General features: G+C 72.4%; 13 protein-coding genes. 9 read left to right on the forward strand and 4 right to left on the reverse strand.

Features of this window, described 5'->3' with window-relative positions; all coding sequences use genetic code 11:
- Positions 1-93: 93 nt before the first annotated feature.
- On the reverse strand, positions 94-270 hold the full coding sequence (locus ACZ63J_RS18585) for a DUF7455 domain-containing protein (protein ID WP_247011850.1): 177 nt from the start codon (positions 268-270) through the stop codon (positions 94-96).
- Between the two features lie 342 nt (positions 271-612).
- On the opposite strand from ACZ63J_RS18585, the gene ACZ63J_RS18590 reads away from it, so the two are divergent.
- The 3 genes from ACZ63J_RS18590 to ACZ63J_RS18600 all read left to right on the forward strand — a co-directional run bounded on the left by ACZ63J_RS18590 (position 613) and on the right by ACZ63J_RS18600 (position 4,087).
- Positions 613-1,419, forward strand: coding sequence for an EamA family transporter (locus tag ACZ63J_RS18590; RefSeq protein ID WP_465408684.1), 807 nt, complete (start codon positions 613-615; stop codon positions 1,417-1,419).
- 524 nt (positions 1,420-1,943) lie between these two features.
- Entirely contained in the window at positions 1,944-3,296 is a 1,353-nt protein-coding gene (locus ACZ63J_RS18595) for a type I glutamate--ammonia ligase (protein ID WP_465408677.1), read from the forward strand.
- An 8-nt stretch (positions 3,297-3,304) separates the two neighbouring features.
- On the forward strand, positions 3,305-4,087 hold the full coding sequence (locus ACZ63J_RS18600) for a DUF6885 family protein (protein WP_465408675.1): 783 nt from the start codon (positions 3,305-3,307) through the stop codon (positions 4,085-4,087).
- On the opposite strand, the gene ACZ63J_RS18605 is transcribed toward ACZ63J_RS18600, so the two are convergent.
- The 3 genes from ACZ63J_RS18605 to ACZ63J_RS18615 form a co-directional block, all read right to left on the reverse strand.
- On the reverse strand, positions 4,065-5,507 hold the full coding sequence (locus ACZ63J_RS18605; RefSeq protein ID WP_465408683.1) for an amino acid permease: 1,443 nt from the start codon (positions 5,505-5,507) through the stop codon (positions 4,065-4,067). The genes ACZ63J_RS18600 and ACZ63J_RS18605 overlap by 23 nt on opposite strands.
- Positions 5,508-5,577: 70 nt before the next feature.
- Positions 5,578-6,231: a response regulator gene (locus tag ACZ63J_RS18610; RefSeq protein WP_465307408.1), complete on the reverse strand. Its 654-nt coding sequence runs from the start codon at positions 6,229-6,231 to the stop codon at positions 5,578-5,580.
- A 34-nt stretch (positions 6,232-6,265) separates the two neighbouring features.
- The gene (locus tag ACZ63J_RS18615) at positions 6,266-7,438 is read right to left on the reverse strand and encodes a sensor histidine kinase (RefSeq protein ID WP_465408673.1); all 1,173 of its coding nucleotides are present in this window, start codon (positions 7,436-7,438) and stop codon (positions 6,266-6,268) included.
- 109 nt (positions 7,439-7,547) lie between these two features.
- Here ACZ63J_RS18615 and ACZ63J_RS18620 point away from each other — a divergent pair, with 109 nt between their 5' ends.
- The 6 genes from ACZ63J_RS18620 (at position 7,548) to treZ (ending at position 17,092) form a co-directional block, all read left to right on the forward strand.
- Positions 7,548-8,132: a hypothetical protein gene (locus tag ACZ63J_RS18620; RefSeq protein ID WP_465408672.1), complete on the forward strand. Its 585-nt coding sequence runs from the start codon at positions 7,548-7,550 to the stop codon at positions 8,130-8,132.
- A complete protein-coding gene (locus ACZ63J_RS18625) occupies positions 8,129-8,329 on the forward strand; it encodes a hypothetical protein (protein WP_465307402.1) in 201 nt (66 codons plus the stop codon). The genes ACZ63J_RS18620 and ACZ63J_RS18625 overlap by 4 nt, the downstream gene beginning before the upstream one ends.
- Before the next feature lie 584 nt (positions 8,330-8,913).
- Positions 8,914-10,881: a 4-alpha-glucanotransferase gene (malQ, locus tag ACZ63J_RS18630; RefSeq protein WP_465408681.1), complete on the forward strand. Its 1,968-nt coding sequence runs from the start codon at positions 8,914-8,916 to the stop codon at positions 10,879-10,881.
- Positions 10,882-10,971: 90 nt separating this feature from the next.
- Positions 10,972-13,092 carry a glycogen debranching protein GlgX gene (gene glgX, locus ACZ63J_RS18635; RefSeq protein ID WP_465408670.1) on the forward strand — a complete coding sequence of 707 codons (2,121 nt, stop codon included), beginning with the start codon at positions 10,972-10,974 and terminating at the stop codon, positions 13,090-13,092.
- Entirely contained in the window at positions 13,089-15,374 is a 2,286-nt protein-coding gene (gene treY, locus ACZ63J_RS18640; RefSeq protein WP_465408668.1) for a malto-oligosyltrehalose synthase, read from the forward strand. The genes glgX and treY overlap by 4 nt, the downstream gene beginning before the upstream one ends.
- Complete coding sequence (gene treZ, locus ACZ63J_RS18645; RefSeq protein ID WP_465408666.1) at positions 15,371-17,092, forward strand: malto-oligosyltrehalose trehalohydrolase; 1,722 nt, start codon at positions 15,371-15,373, stop codon at positions 17,090-17,092. The genes treY and treZ overlap by 4 nt, the downstream gene beginning before the upstream one ends.
- Positions 17,093-17,111 lie beyond the last annotated feature (19 nt).

Below are 17,111 nucleotides of genomic sequence, written 5' to 3' on the forward strand. Positions count from 1 at the left end.
CCTCTAACGGGGGACGGGTGGTAAAGGGTTGAAAAAAGAAAAGGGCGCCCCCCCCCCCCCCCCCCCCCCCGCCTTCGGGCGTTTCGGGGTTCGTTACCGCTGGATGTCGGCGGACAGTTCCTTGAGCTTGGCCTCGTGCTCGCGGGCGTGGTGCCCGCAGAAGAGAAGCTCGCCGCCCTTGAGGACGGCGCGTACCTGAGCTGCGGCCCCGCACCGGTCACAGCGGTCGGCGGCGGTCAGTTCGGGGCGGGTGAGCGTCGGCGTTGTCATGGGGGTCTCCCTCCGTCCCGGCACCGGTTGCCCAGTGCCATCGATCCAGCTACGCCCACTTCGGGACTGACGCCGGGGGCGGCGATCGCCTCCGGCTCCGCGGTGTTCGTGCTTCCACTCTTCCAGACGTTTCGCGGCCCGCAAGTGTTCCCGCGCCGGTGGGACCTGAGTCACGTCGATTTACCCCGGATGTCGTAGCCGAGTCCCGCAATGCAGGAGACGAATACCCGGAGAGTTACGTTTTCCGTGGTCAGGCACCATGGAGAGGTGAGCACGATGACTGCGCCGCGGCGGCTTTCCGCGGTACCCGCTCCGCTCTTGTTCGTTCTCAGCGGAATTTCGATGTACGCCGGAGCGGCGGTCGCGATCGGCCTTTTCGGCCACGCGACACCGGCGGGGGTGGCCTGGCTGCGCTGCCTCGGCGCGGCGCTGGTCCTGCTGGCCTGGCGCCGCCCCGGAAGAGCGGCCTGGCGAGGCCGCCGGCTGGTGCTGGCGATCGTCTTCGGCGTGGTGACGGCGGGCATGAACGTGCTCTTCTACGAAGCGATCGCGCGGCTCCCGCTGGGCACGGTGGTGGCACTGGAGTTCGCCGGCCCGGTGGTGGTGGCGGCGTTCGGCTCACGGTCGGTGCGCCACGTGCTGGCGGTGCTGCTGGTGACCTGCGGCGTGGTGGCGATCGCGGATGTGCAGCTGTCAGGGTCCGCTTTGGGTGTTTTGTTCGCTTTGGCCGCGGCGGCGGCTTGGGCGGGTTACATCCTGCTGGGCAAGCGCGTGGCGTCGGCCTCGGGATCGGGACTGGACAGCCTGGCCATCGGCTTCGCTGCGGCGACAGTGGTGCTGTCCCCGCTGGCTCTCGGGGCGGGGGAGGCCTGGACTTCGCCGCGGATGTTGCTGTTGGGGGTGGGTGTGGGGGTGTTGTCGACGGTGGTGCCTTATGCGCTGGACCAGGTTGTGCTGCGGCGGGTGGGGCAGGGGCGGTTTGCCGTGTTGCTGGCGTTGCTGCCGGTGACGGCTGGGGTGATGGGGTTCGTGGTGCTGGGGCAGGTGCCGTCGGTGGTTGAGGCTTTGGGGACGTTGGCTGTCGTGGGTGGGGTGGCTTTGCGGGGGCGGGATGATGCGGTGGCGCCGGTGGCCGAGCCGCCCGGCTGAGGTTGGTGCCGGATTGGCAGGGGGCTGCCGGTCCTGGTTGCCGGGGCTGAACTGAGTTGTCGCGAATGGCCCGTGGGGGACGCGAGATGTCCCGAATGGGTCATTTGGGACATTTCTTGCGTGGTTCCCGCCCTCCGCGACCGGCTCAAAGCCGGATGAGCGCTGAGCCGGGCACGCTGGGGCCCACCCAGGGCGGGTCCGACCCTCCGGGCACGAACCGGTCGCGGAAGGCCCCTAACCTGCAGCCGCGCCGGTGGCGCACCCAAGGCGGGCTCAGGCCCCGGGCGCGGCCAACGCCGCGCGGTATGGCTCCGATCCTTTGGACGCGGCAACGTACAGCGCGCGCTCCGGCCTCAGTGATGCGGCGAGGCCCGGCGCTGGTGGTTCCGACCCTCCGGGCGCACCGGCCCGCTGCGGGCGGCCGCTCTTCCCGGCGTGTTCGTCGGACCCGCCCGATACGCTGGAGCGGGGCTCGTCCCCCGGGATGGGTGGGGTCTGCTTGGGGGGCGGAGGAGGTGATGGGCATGACCAAGGCGGCGTCGGCTGCGGCGAAGGACCTCGCTGCCGGTGGGGTGAGTGGGGTTCACCTTGCCTGGGCCGACAACAACGGCATTCCGCGCTCGCGCATCGTTCCCGTCGGCGGGCTTGCCGATGCCGCCGGCCGGGGCGTCGGGGCCACCTCGCTCTTCGCCGTCTTCGACAGCCATGACGCCATCACCTATGGCCACGCCGGGCTCGCCACGCCGTCCGGGGACATTCGGCTCGTGCCCGTTCTCGATCGGCTGCGGCGGCTTGCCGGGCAGCCCGCCCTCGCCTGGGCGCCCGTGCGGCAGCTCACGCAAAATGGCGATCCGTGGCCCTACTGCCAGCGCGCCGTCCTCGAGGCGCAGGTTGCCGAAGGTGCGCGGCGCGGGCTGGAGTTCCGGGCCGGCTATGAGCTCGAGTTCGCCGTCGCGCCCGCGGGCAGTGCCGACATCGTGACGGCGCCCGGGCACCCCGGCCCGGCCTACAGCCCGCACGCGCTCGTCGGGCTCGACGGCTTCGTCGCCGCCCTGCTGCACGACTTCGCCGCTAACGGTCTGCGGATCGGCCAGCTGCACGCCGAGTACGGCCTGGCGCAGCTCGAGCTTTCGCTGGCCGCCACCGATCCCGTCTCCGCGGCCGACGACCAGCTGCTGGCCCGGCAGACCATCCACGCCGCCGCGCACGCGCATGGCCTCGTGGTCAGTTTCGCGCCGCTGATCGGGCTCGGCTCGGCCGGGAACGGCTGGCACCTGCACACCTCCGTCCGCCGCAAGGGCCGCAACCTGCTCGACGGCGACGGCCGGCCCGGGGACGACGGCGCCGGGTACCTGGCCGGCCTGTTGCGTGACCTGCCGGCGCTGACCGCGGTCACCGCTCCGAGCGTCCCGTCGACGCTGCGGCTGCGTCCCGGCTACTTCGCCGGCGCGTACGCCTTCTGGGGCGTCGAGAACCGGGAAGCGCCGCTGCGGTACGTCCCCGGCTCGCCGCTGCTGGGCGCCGACCACGCGAACGTCGAGCTCAAGACCTCCGACGCCTCGGCCAACCCGTACCTCGCGCTGGCCGTCGTGCTCGCCGCCGGGATGGCCGGCATCGAGGACTCGCCCGCGCTGCCCGAGCCGATCGGCGAGGACCCGGGCGGCTGGACGGCGGGGGAGCGGGAGACGCGCGGCGTGCGCCGGCTGCCCGCGGACACCGCCGAGCAGGACGCCGCTCTGCTGGCCTCGCCGCGGATCGCCGGCGCGCTGGGGGACGAGCTGCTCGGCGCCTTCCGCGCGGTCCGGGCGTCCGACGCGGCGTGGGCGGCAGAGCGGAGTGTCGAGGAAATCGTCACCGCACACCTGTGGCGCTACTGAGGGGACCGATGTCTTCGGGGATCGACGGCGGGCAGCTCGACCTGTCCGGGGTGCGGTGGCTGCCGGGCGGGGCCCGGCTGGCCGCCACGGCCCAGGCGGAGCTGCCGCAGAAAGACGGTCTGGCCGCGGCGTTCTGCGGGCTCGCGGCGCTGCGGGCGGCCGGGCTCGACGTGCCCGACCAGGACGCCGTCGCGGTGGCCGCCGGCACCGTTCGCGGGCCCGTCGTGCGCCCGGCGGGGGAGGCGGGCCGGGCCGGCTTCCGGCTGCCCGTCCCGGTGGTCGACGACCCCGCCGCTGCAGGCACGCGGGTTTCCGGGCTCGCGGTGGCTCTCTCGTCGCTCTCGCGCGGCGCCCTCACGGCGGTGCCGGCGACCGGGGAGTGGACCACCGAAGCGCTCTTCGACCTGCTGGCCGGACTCTGGGACGTGCCGCGCGTCGCCGTGATCGCCCGGATCGACGGCGCCGAGCTCGGCGCCACCGACACCCCGGAGCGCGCGCTGCTCGACTACCTCGACACCGGCGTCCCGCCCCTCTGGACGTCACGCTGGCGCCCGCCCGGCGGCCACTTCGTGCTCCTGGCGGGCGTCCGCATCGGCGCCGAGGGCACCCTGCTGTCCGTTGTGGACACCTACGCGTCGTTGGGGGACAACGGGATCCACGACCAGCCGATCGAATGGGTGACGGCGGCCCTGAGCGGGCTCGGGGTGCTGGTGGTCGTCGACGCGGACCACGCCGCCGTGACGCGCGAAGCGGTCCGCGTCGCCGGGCTCACTCCGTCCTTTTGGGACTGACTTCGGCGTTTTCCGGCGCGAAGCGGGAGTGGCGGCGGCCGTAGGCGAAGTAGATCACCAGGCCGATCACCAGCCACGCGGCGAACCGGATCCACGTCAGCACGTTCAGGTTGAGCATCAGGTACAGGCACGCCAGCGCGGCGAGGACCGGGACGACCGGTGAGAACGGCACCTTGAACGGCCGGTCCAGGTCGGGACGGCGGCGGCGCAGCACCGGGACCGCCACCGCCACGATGATCATGGCCGACAGCGCGCCGATGCTCACCATGTCGGCCAGCTCGGCGATCGGGATGAACGCGGCCAGCACGGCGATCAGCGCGGCGCCGCCGATGGTCATCCGGTGCGGGGTGCCCCACTTCGGGTGGGTGCGGCCGAGCGCCTTCGGCAGCAGTCCGTCGCGGCCCATCGCGAAGCCGATCCGGCCGATCGTGACCAGCTCGACCATCATCACCGACGTCAGGCCGGTCACCGCGCCGAGCGAGATCAGCGCGCCCACCCAGTGCTGGCCGACCCGGTCGAACGCGTCGGCCAGCGGCGCGCCCGTGTCGATGTCGGTGAACGGGATCATGCCGGTCAGCACGATCGACACGCCGATGTAGAGCAGCGCGCAGACGCCCAGCGCGCCGAGGATGCCGACGCGGAGGTCCTTGCGCGGGTTGAGCGTCTCCTCGCCGAGGTTCGCGAGCGCTTCGAAACCGGTGTAGGCGAAGAAGACCACGGCCGCGGCGGTGATCATCCCGGCGATGCCGTAGACGGACTGCTCCAGGCCGAGCGCGGCCTGCACGATCGGCTGCTCCAGCACGGTCGAGCCGCCGTCGGGCGCCTTCGCGGGCGGGATGAACGGCGTGAGGTTCGCGCCCTTGACGAAGAACAGGCCCACGGCGAGCACGAGCACGCAGACGGCGACCTTCACGCACACGAGCAGGTTGGTCAGCCAGGCCGACTCCTTGATCCCCAGCACGGCGACCACGGTCAGCACGGCGATGATCAGCACGGCGCCGACGTTGACCTTCGCGTCTTCGCCGAACCACTCCGGCGACAGGCCGAGCAGGTTCGCCAGGTAGCCGGACCAGCCGCGCGACACCACGGCGGCGCCGAGCGCGAACTCCAGCAGCAGATCCCAGCCGATGATCCAGGCGAAGATCTCGCCGAGGGTCGCGAAGGCGTAGGTGTAAGCGCTTCCCGCCGTCGGCACGCTGGAGGCGAGCTCCGCGTAACAGAGCGCCGCGAGGCCGGCGACCACCGCGCCGAGCACGAACGACAGCGTCACGGCCGGCCCGGCGTGCGTCTTCGCCTCGACACCCGCGAGGGTGAAGATGCCGGTGCCGATGATGATCCCGACCCCGAACCCGACCAGGTCGCGCCCGCGCAGCCGCCGCTTGAGCTCACCGGAGTCCTGGCGCTTCAGGACCTCGTCCACGTTCAACGTTCTCCGCACACCCATGAGGAGAAGTTAGAAGGTCACGAGCGTTTTCGCAGAACGGCCCGGCTCAGTTTTCCTCGGCCAGGCCGGTCTCCTGGGCGAGGATCGCCGCCTGGACCCGAGAGCGCAGGTCCAGCTTGGTCAGCACTCGGGAGACGTGCGTCTTCACCGTGGTCTCGCCGATGTGCAGGCGGGTGCCGATCTGGGCGTTCGACAGGCCCGCGCCCAGGCACCCCAGGACCTCGCGCTCGCGCTCGGTCAGGTCTTCGAGGCCGCTCGGGGCCGGCGCCGGGTCGCGGGTGCTCGCCGCGAACGCCGTGATCAGGCGGCGCGTGACCTGCGGGGCCAGCACCCCCTCGCCGGCCGCGACCAGCTTCACCGCTTCGATCAGCCGGGGCGCCGCGACGGACTTGAGCAGGAAGCCCGCGGCGCCCGCACGCAGGGCGGCGTGGACGTACTCGTCGAGGTCGAAGGTCGTCAGCACCAGCACCTCGGTCAGCCCTTCGGCGACCAGCTCGCGGGTGGCGGCGATGCCGTCGGTGCCCGGCATCCGGACGTCCATCAGCGTGACGTCCGGCCGCAGCACGCGGGCCTGGCGCACCGCCGCGGCGCCGTCGGCGGCCTCGCCGACCACCTGGATGCCGTCGGCGTTGTTGAGGATCATGATCAGGCCGGACCGGATGGCGCTGTGGTCGTCGGCGACCAGGACTTTGACGGTCATGGGGTCTCCCTCGCAGGAGACGGCGTCGTCTCCCTCACGTCGTGCCTCCTACCGGCAGCTCCGCGCGGACCAGCCAGCCGGTGCCGGCCGGGCCCGCGGTCAGCGTGCCGCCGACCGCGTCCGCGCGTTCGCGCATGTGCAGCAGCCCCGTGCCGGAGCCTTCGGCCGGGGGCGCGTGGCGGTGGTGGACGTCGTTGCGGACCTCCACCGCCAGGACGCCGTCGAGGTAGCGCACGTCGACGTCGACCCGGCCGCCCGGCGCGTGTTTCACCGCGTTGGTCAGCGCCTCCTGCGCGATCCGGTACGCGGTCAGGTCGACCGCCGTCGGCAGCGGCACCTCGTCCACTGTGGACCCGACGCGCACCTCCAGCCCGCTCGCCCGCGCCGACTCCACCAGCTTGGACAGGTCCGCCAGCCGCGCCGGCGCGGTCGTCTCCGCGTCGCCGCCCTCGGCCTTGAGCAGGCCGATCATCGCCCGCATCTCCTCCAGCGCGCTGACGCTGTTTTCCCGCACCGACTCCAGCACCGTCTTCGCCAGCTTCGAATCCGGCATCGACAGCGCCGCCTCCGACTGGATCGCGATCGCCGACAGGTGCCCGGCGATGACGTCGTGCAGGTCGCGCGCCATCCGCCCGCGCTCGGCGGCCACCGCGGCCCGCCTGTCCAGCTCCGCGATCTTGGCCAGCTGCCCGGCGTTCGCGCGCTCGGTCTCGGCGATGTCGCGCTGCTGCCGGACGTTCGCCGCCCACCACACCGGCGTCAGCACGAACGGCAGCACGCCCAGGGCGGCCAGCACCGCCGTGCGCCACTGCTGCGCGAGCACCAGCACCGCGGCCAGCACGACGAGCACCGACACCGCGGCGACGCCGATCATCACCCGGCTGGTGCGCCGGGAGCCGTACAGCGTGGCCGCGTAGAGGAAGTCGGTGAAGACGATCATCACCGGCAGCGACGGGCTCAGCGCGATGTCCACCGCCAGCACCACCGTCGCCAGCAGCAGCGCGCCGGGCACCCACCGGCGGAGCAGCTCGAGGCCGCACAGCGCCGTCAGCTCCAGCAGCCGCACCCACAACGGGGCGTGGTCGAACCCGGCGAGCAGCCGGTGGATCCCGGCCGCGTAGACCAGGAACCCGATCAGCCACGTCGTCAGCGCGATCAGGCCGTCCTGCTGCCACACCGGGAGCGAGCGCAGGCGTGGGAAGTGCACAGGAGCATCTGATCACATCGCGTGGCCGGTCCGCGTCCTACGAAGTGATGACGGTCCGTCGTGCTCTCCGACGACGCGCCCGGGCGCCCGCCCGGGCGAAGCTGGCACGGTGAACGAGATCGGGAAGTTCCTCTCCGAGAACCCCATGGCCGCCATCATCGCGGCCGGGGAGATCGGGTTCTGGGTGTTCATCGTGGCCGGGCTGGCGGTGCGCTACGCGCTGCACGCCCGGCGGGCGTCGGTGGTGCTGCTCGCCATGGTGCCGCTGGTCGACGTCGTGGTGCTGGTGGCGACCGTGATCGACCTGGCGAGCGGGGCGAAGGCCAACTTCACGCACGGTCTCGCCGCCGTCTACCTCGGCTTCAGCGTCGTGTTCGGGCCGAGCATGGTGCGCTGGGCCGACGCCCGGTTCGCACACCGGTTCGCCGGCGGGCCGCCCCCGCCGCCCAAGCGGTACGGGCGCGAGAAGCTGCGCCACGAGTGGCGCGAGTTCGGCAAGTGCGTGCTGGCCTGCGCGCTGGCCGCGGCGGCGCTGCTGGCGGCGATCTACGCGATCGGCACGCCGGAGCAGGTCGCGCCGCTGTGGGACTGGTTCCCGCGGCTGGGGGTGCTGTCGGCGATCTGGCTGGCCACCGGGCCGATCTGGGAAGAGCTGTTCGGCAAGCGCGAGCCCGCCGGCGAGGTGCGCCGATGACCGAGCTGCTCGGCATCCTGCTGGTCGTCCAGGGCGGCGGCGGGCTGCTCAACCGGCTGCTCGGCGCGAACTCGCCGAGCTGGTTCGTCCAGCTGCACGTGCTGCCGCCGTCCCTGCACATCGCGGCGAGCGTGGTGATGGTGCTCGCCGGGGCGGCGGTGCTGTTCGCGGGACGGGCGCGGAAGAGCACGAGGTGATGCTGCGCTGGATGGCGGGCGGGCTGGGGTGAGCTGGGCCGGTTGGTCGGGGTTGGTTCGGGCTGGTGCTGCGGTGGCTGCGCAGGGTGCTCGGGGCCGGCGCGGTGAGCCGAGGTCGGGTCGGTTGCCGGAGGTTGGCTCGGCTCGCGGTTGGCCGCGCTGGTGCTCGGTGTGAGGCGAGGGCCGGTCCGGAGTGGTCGGGACCGGCCCAGGGCTGCTGCACCGGACGCCCGCTGGTCGGCTCGATGTGAGGCGTGGTTGGCGGTGGGCGGTGGCCGCGCCGGGTGCCTGCTGGTCGGCCTGGCGTGAACCGAGGCCGGGTTGGGTGGTCGGTGGTCGGCTTGGTCTGGCGGGTGGCCGCGCCGGGTGCCTGCTGGTCGGTCTGGCCTGAGCCGAAGCCGGGCTGGGCGGTCGGGGGCCGGTTCGGTCCGGCCCGGGGCGGCTGCGTGCTCGCCGGTCGGCCCGGCATGAACCGAGGCCGGGCGGAAGCACCCCGGCTCGCCGCCACACTGTTCACCCCGCCGCCCGGAGAAGCTCCGGGTGACGTCACCCCGCGCGGATGGCGCGAACGGCCGGGCACCGGAATGCTGGTGCCCGTGCCCGACGAGATCCCCGCCCGCAGCCCCCTGCACCAGCTCGCCGACCGCTACGGCGTGGCCACCCGGTACGAGAACTCCGACCAGGTCTGGGTCGATGTCGAAGACGACGTGGTCGTCGCCGTCCTGAGGCAGTTCGGTGTCGACGCCACCAGCGACGACGCCATCGCCGCCGCGCTCGCCGAACGGGCTGCCCCGGCCGCCCTGCCGCCGACCATCGTCGTCAAGGAAGGCGCCACCCGCGCGCTCCCCGGGGCTGCCGATGTCCTTCTCGAGGACGGGACACGGCGGCACGTCGAGGGGGAGCTGCCCGCGGACCTGCCGCTCGGCTGGCACCGCGTGGTCACCGCCGACCAGGACGTCATCCTCGCCGTCGTCCCCGCGAAGCTGCCGGACGTGCCGCCCGCCTGGGGCTGGATGCTCCAGCTCTACGCCCTGCACTCACCCGGCTCCTGGGGCATCGGCGACTACGCCGACCTGGCGACCTTCGCCGCCCGCTCGGCCTCGGAGCTCGACGCCGGGGTGCTGCTGGTCAACCCCGTCCAGGCCTTCAGCCCGGCCCACCCCGTCGAACGCTCGCCCTACTCACCGGCCAGCCGCCGCTTCGCCAACCCGATCTACCTGCGCGTCACCGCGACCGAGACCTTCGCGCGCGCCGACGCCGCCACGCAGGAGGCCGTCACCTCGCTGGCCCCGGACCGCGACGGCGAGCTGATCGACTACGACGCCGTCTGGACCGCGAAACGCGCCGCTCTCGAACTGCTCTGGCCGCACCGCGTCGAGGAGCTCCCCGGAGACGACGCCGACCTCGACGGCTTCGCCCTCTTCTGCGCCCTCGCCGAGCAGCACGGCGCGGACTGGCGAGAGTGGCCGGAAGCCCTTCGCGACCCCGCCGGATCCGAAGTCGAGAAAGCCCGCGAAGAGCTGAAGGAGCGCGTCGGCTTCCATGCGTGGCTGCAGCACCTCTGCCGGACGCAGCTGGAAGCGGCCCGGAAGGACGCCCGTGACGCCGGGATGACCGTCGGGATCGTGCACGACCTGCCGGTCGGCGTGCACCCCGGCGGGGCCGACACCTGGGCCGTCCGGGACGTCTTCGCCGCCGATGTGCGGGTCGGCGCGCCGCCGGACGCCTTCAACCAGCAGGGGCAGGACTGGAACCTGCCGCCGTGGCGGCCGGACAAGCTCGCCGAGGCCGGGTACGCGCCGTTTCGGGACGTCATCCGGGGTGTCCTGCGCTACGCCGACGGCATCCGCGTCGACCACATCGCCGGGCTCTGGCGGCTCTGGTGGATCCCGCCGGGCGAGCCCGCGCATCGCGGCACGTACGTCCACTACGACGCCGAGGCGATGGTCGGCGTGCTCGCGCTCGAAGCGCACCGGGCCGGCGCGGTCGTCGTGGGGGAGGACCTCGGCACCGTCGAGGACGTCGTCACCGAGACCATGCACGAGCGCGGCATGCTCAGCTCGGCCGTGCTGTGGTTCGAGCGGGACTGGGACACCGAGGGCCACCCGTTCACCCGCCCGGCCGACTGGGACCCCGAGGCCATGGCCAGCATCTCGACGCACGACCTGCCGACCGTCTCCGGCTGGCTCGAGGGTGAGCACGTCCGGGTCCGCGCCGAGCTGGGCCTGCTCGACCGCGGGGTCGAAGCCGAAGAAGAAGCGGCCGCCGCGGAACGTGAAGCTTTGTTCGAACTCGTTGCACGCGAAGGGATCCCGGCCGGCGACCCGGTCGTCGCGCTGCACACCCTGCTCGCGAAAGCCGCGTCACGCCTGGTGCTGACCTCGCCGGCCGACGTCGCGGGCCAGGTGCGGCAGCCGAATCTGCCCGGGACGGTCGACCAGTACCCTAACTGGCGGATTCCCCTTCCCGTCAGCGTCGACGGCTTCTTCACCGCGAAGGGAGTGCGCGCCGCGGTCGCGCCGCTCGCAGCGGCGCGTCCCCTGCCCGGGTAACGGGTACCCGGTCGCGCACGACCCCCCAGCGAAGCGTGTCCGCGAGCGCGGACGCGCCCGGCACAACTGTGAAAGCTCGAGGAGACCCCAGTGCGGCCCTGGCCCGGAACGCCCTATCCGCTCGGCGCCACCTACGACGGAGTCGGGACGAACTTCGCCCTGTTCTCCGAGGTGGCGGAGCGGGTCGAACTGTGCCTGTTCGACGCCGAGGGCAAGGAGACGCGCTACGCGCTCGAAGAGGTGGACGGCTTCGTCCACCACGGTTACCTGCTCAACGTCGGGCCGGGCCAGCGGTACGGCTTCCGCGTCCACGGCCCGTACGAGCCGGCCCGCGGCCTGCGCTGCAACCCGAACAAGCTGCTCATCGACCCGTACGCGAAGGCCGTCTCGCACAGCGTGAAGTGGGACGAGTCGCTGTTCGGGTACAAGTTCGACAACCCGGAGGAGCGCAACGACGACGACTCCGCCGGGCGCGTGCCGTACTCGCTGGTGGCGAACCCGTTCTTCGACTGGGGCAACGACCGTCAGCCGAAGCGGCCCTACAACGAGACGGTCATCTACGAGGCCCACGTCAAGGGCATGACCGTGAACCACCCGTTCGTGCCCGAACCGCTGCGGGGCACCTACGCCGGCCTGGCGCACCCCGCCGTCATGGAGCACCTGCAGAAGCTCGGCGTGACGGCGGTGGAGCTGCTGCCGGTGCACCAGTTCGTCACCGACCACGGCCTGGCGGAGAAGGGCCTGACGAACTACTGGGGTTACAACACGATCGGCTACTTCGCGCCGCACGACGCGTACGCGGCGATGCCCGGCGAGGGCGGCCAGGTCCAGGAGTTCAAGGGCATGGTCAAGGCCTTCCACGAGGCCGGCATCGAAGTGATCCTCGACGTGGTTTACAACCACACCGCGGAGGGCAACCACCTCGGGCCGACCCTGTCGATGCGCGGCATCGACAACGAGGCCTACTACCGCCTGGTCGAGGGGGAGCCGGAGTACTACATGGACTACACCGGCACCGGGAACTCCCTCAACGTGCGCAACCCGCACACGCTGCAGCTGATCATGGACTCGCTGCGGTACTGGGTGACCGAGATGCACGTCGACGGCTTCCGCTTCGACCTCGCTTCGGCGCTGGCGCGGGAGTTCTACGACGTCGACCGGCTGTCCACGTTCTTCGACCTGGTGCAGCAGGACCCGATCGTCAGCCAGGTGAAGCTGATCGCCGAGCCGTGGGACGTCGGCCCCGGTGGGTACCAGGTCGGCAACTTCCCGCCGCTGTGGACGGAGTGGAACGGGCAGTACCGCGACACCGTCCGTGACTTCTGGCGCGGCGAGCCCTCGACGCTCGGCGAGTTCGCGTCGCGGATCACCGGCTCGTCCGACCTCTACCAGGACGACGGCCGCCGCCCGTTCGCGTCGATCAACTTCGTCACCGCGCACGACGGCTTCACGCTGCGGGACCTGGTGTCCTACAACGAAAAGCACAACGAGGCCAACGGCGAGGACGGCCGCGACGGCGCCGACGACAACCGCTCGTGGAACTGCGGTGTCGAAGGCGAGACCGACGACCCCGAGGTGCTCGGCCTGCGCGCCCGCCAGCAGCGCAACATGCTGGCGACGATGCTGCTGTCGCAGGGCGTGCCGATGATCTTGCACGGCGACGAGTTCGGCCGCACCCAGCAGGGCAACAACAACGTCTACTGCCAGGACTCCGAACTGTCCTGGATGGACTGGGAGCTGGCCAAGCAGAACGCCGGCCTGGTGAAGTTCACCGGCGGGCTGGGCGCGCTGCGGCACCGGCACCCGGTGTTCCGCCGCCGCCGGTTCTTCGAGGGTGGCCCGGTCGGCAAGGGCGACAAGCTCGGCGACATCGCCTGGTTCACCCCGGCCGGCGAGGAGATGACCGAGCAGAACTGGGACGACGGCTTCGGCAAGGCGGTCGTCGTCTTCCTCAACGGCCAGGCCATCACCGACCTCGACGCGCGGGGCATGCCGGTCGAGGACGACTCGTTCCTGCTGGCCTTCAACGCCCACTACGAGGACATCGACGCCAACCTGCCGGGCAACGGCTACGGGCAGGCCTGGACGGTCGTGGTCGACACCGCGACCGGCGAGGTCGAGCCCCACGACGCCGAACCCATCGAAGGCGGCGGCAAGCTCACGCTGCCCGCCCGGTCCCTGATCGTGCTGCAGCGGACGGAGCCCGAATGACGGTGCCGGAGTCGACCTACCGGGTGCAGCTGCGCCCGGAGTTCACCTTCAGCGACGCGGCGGAGATCGCCGGTTACCTGCGGGAGCTGGGCATCGGCGCGCTCTACGCGTCGCCGGTGCTGGACGCGACGCCGGGCTCGACTCACGGTTACGACGTGGTCGACCCGACCCGCGCGCGCCCCGAGCTGGGGGGCGAGGCCGCCCGCCAGGAGCTGGTGAAGAAGCTGAAGGAGGCCGGGCTAGGCCTGGTCGTCGACATCGTGCCGAACCACATGTCGGTCGAGGTGCCGAAGGCGAACCGCTGGTGGTGGGACGTCCTGAAGCACGGCCGCGACACCGAGTCGGCGGCGTTCTTCGACGTCGACTGGGCCCGCGGCCCGATCCTGCTGCCGGTCCTCGGTGACGACGACGACGCCGTCGCCGAGCTGACCGTCGAGGGTGACGAGCTGGTCTACTACGACCACCGCTTCCCGCTCGCCCCCGGCACGGAAGGCGGGACGCCGCAGGAGGTCCACGAGCGCCAGCACTACCGCCTGGTCGGCTGGCGCCGCGGCAACGCGGAGCTGACCTACCGCCGGTTCTTCGACATCACGAACCTCGCCGCGGTCCGCGTCGAGGACCCGGTCGTGTTCGCCGAGACGCACGGGGAGGTCCTGCGCTGGGTCGCCGACGGCGACGTCACGGGCCTGCGCGTCGACCACCCGGACGGCCTGGCCGACCCGGGCGGCTACTTCCGGCGGCTGCGGGAGAACGCGCCCGGCGCGTGGATCGTCGCGGAGAAGATCCTGCACCCGGGGGAGCCGCTGCCGCAGAGCTGGCCGGTCGACGGCACCACCGGTTACGACGCCCTGCGCGAGATCGCCGGTGTCTTCGTCGACCCGGCGGGCGAGCCCGGTTTCACCGAGCTGGCGACCGAGCTGGGCGTGAAGACCGGCTACCACCGCGTCGAGGCGGAGGCCCGGCGCCTGGTCACCGACCGCATCCTGGTCGCCGAGGTCCGCCGGATCGCGGCGCTCCTGCCCGACGTCGACCCGGAGCAGGCCCGGCAGGCGGTGGCCGAGACGATGATCGCCTTCCCCGTCTACCGCTCCTACCTGCCCGAAGGCGCGTCGCACTGGGCCGCCGCGATCGCCGGGGCGAAGCAGTCTCGGCCGGATCTGGCCGCCGCGCTGGACACCCTCGACGCGCAGGTCCGCGCCGAGCCGGACGGTGAGCTGGCCACCCGGCTCCAGCAGACGTCCGGCATGGTCGTGGCCAAGGGCACCGAGGACACGACCTTCTACCGCTACACCCGCTTCGCCGCGCTGAACGAGGTCGGCGGCAACCCGGACCGCTTCGGCCTGGACGTCGAGGAGTTCCACCGGCTGGCGGCCGGGCGCGAAGCCGGGCACCCGGCGGCGATGACCACGCTGACCACGCACGACACGAAACGCTCGGAGGACACCCGTGCCCGGATGGCGGTGCTCGCGGAGCTGCCCGCGGAGTTCGCCGGCGCTCTCCGGCGGTGGACCGCGCGCCGCGGGATCGACGAGCCGTCGCTGAACCTGCTCGCGTGGCAGACGCTGGTCGCGGCCTGGCCGATCGAGCCGGCGCGGCTGCGGGACTACCTGGACAAGGCGGCCAAGGAGGCCAAGCTCCGGACGTCCTGGACCGAGCACGACGAGGAGTTCGAAGCCGCCGTCGCCGCGTGGCCGCAGCAGGTCCGCGACGACGGTGAGCTCGCCGCGGACGTCGCGGAGTTCGTCACGCGGATCGAGCGGCCGGGCTGGAGCAACTCGCTCGGCCAGAAGCTGGTGCAGCTGACCGCGCCCGGCGTCCCGGACGTCTACCAGGGCACCGAGCTGTGGGACTTCTCCCTGGTCGACCCGGACAACCGCCGTCCGGTCGACTACGCGGCCCGGCGCGAGATCCTGGCGCGCGTCGCCGACGGCGAGCTGCCGGACCTCGACGCTTCGGGCGCGGCGAAGCTTCTCGTGGTGCACAAGGCGTTGAAGCTGCGTCAGGAGCACCCCGGGCTCTTCCACGGTTACCGGCCGCTGCGGGCCGAAGGGGCCGCGGCCGAGCACGCTCTCGCGTACACGCGCAGCGCGGACCTCGCCGTCGTGGTGACCCGGCTGCCGGTCGGCCTGGAAGCCGCCGGCGGCTGGCGCGACACCGTGCTCCCGCTGGCCGAGGGCGTCTGGACCGACGTCCTGACCGGCCGGGAGGTCGGGTCGGCTCCGGAGCTGGCCGCCTTGTTCGACCGTTACCCCGTCGCGTTGCTGGTGCGAGGAGACGCATGAGGTTCAGCGTGTGGGCCCCGTCGGCCGGGCGGGTCCGCGTCGAGGTCGACGCCGGTGTGCACGAGATGACCGCGGGGGCGGGCGGCTGGTGGCACGCCGAGGCCGAGGGCATCAACTACGGCTTCCTGCTCGACGACGCCTCCGAAGCCCTGCCCGACCCGAGGTCGCGGTGGCAGCCGCACGGCGTCCACCAGCTGTCGCGGGTTTACGACCACGCGGAGTTCGAGTGGACCGACGACGCCTGGCACGGGCGTCAGCTGCCCGGCGGTGTCGTCTACGAGCTGCACGTCGGCACGTTCACCGAAGGCGGCACGTTCGACGCGGCCATCGACCGGCTCGACCATCTCGTCGAGCTCGGCATCACGCACGTCGAGTTGCTGCCGGTCAACTCCTTCGACGGCACCGCCGGCTGGGGCTACGACGGCGTCCTCTGGGGCGCGGTCCACGAGCCCTACGGCGGGCCGGACGGCTTCAAGCGGTTCGTCGACGCGGCCCACGCGCGCGGCCTGGCCGTCGTGCTCGACGTCGTCTACAACCACCTCGGGCCCTCGGGCGCCTACCTCGACCGGTTCGGGCCGTACTTCGCCGGGCAGAACGACTGGGGGCCGGGCCTCAACCTCGACGGCGCCGGCTCGGACGAGGTCCGCCGGTACGTCGTGGACAACGCGCTGAGCTGGTTCCGCGACTTCCACGTCGACGCGCTGCGCCTGGACGCGGTGCACGCGCTGCTCGACCGGCGGGCCGTCCACCTGCTCGAACAGCTCGCCGTCGAGGTCGGAACTCTCTCGACCGCGCTGAACCGGCCGCTGACTCTGATCGCCGAGTCCGACCTCAACGACCCCCGGCTGGTGACTCCGCGCGAGCGCGGCGGTTACGGCCTGCACGCGCAGTGGTCGGACGACTTCCACCACGCGCTGCACGTCAAGCTGACCGGCGAGGACACGGGCTACTACACCGACTTCGCCGCGCAGGACGCCGTCGAACGGGTGCTGCGCGGCGTGTTCTTCCACGCCGGGACCTGGTCGTCGTTCCGGGAGCGGACCCACGGTCGCCCGGTCGACACCCGGACCGTGCCCGGGCACCGGTTCCTCGCCTACCTGCAGGACCACGACCAGATCGGCAACCGCGCGACCGGCGACCGGCTGTCGGCGACCGTCTCGCCGGGCCGGCTGGCCTGCGGCGCGGCGATCCTGTTCTGCTCACCGTTCACGCCGATGGTGTTCATGGGGGAGGAGTGGGCGGCGAGCACGCCGTGGCAGTTCTTCGCGTCCTTCCCGGACCCGGAGCTGGCCGAGGCCGTGCGCACGGGCCGCCGTCGCGAGTTCGCCCGGCACGGCTGGGGCGAGGCCGACGTCCCCGACCCGATGGACCCGGCCACTGTGGAGCGTTCGCGGCTCGACTGGGCGGAGGCCGAGCGGCCCGGTCACCGGGAGACGCTGGAGCTGTACCGCGCGTTGATCCGGCTGCGCCGCGAGCACCCCGAGCTGGCCGACCCGTGGCTCCCGGACCTGCGGGTCGACGCCGCCCCGGACGCCTCCTGGCTCGTGCTGCACCGCGGCGGCCTGCGGCTGGCGTGCAACTTCGGCCCCGGCGAGGTGACGCTCCCGCTCGGCGTCACGAAGCCGCTCCTGTCCTGGGGCGAGGCCACCGCGCACGGCGGCGCCGCGCACCTGCCGCCGGAGACCTTCGTGCTGGTCGAAACGGAGACAGCCGGGTAACACGCAAGGCACAGCGCGC

The organism is Amycolatopsis sp. NPDC104863 (genome assembly GCF_055582965.1).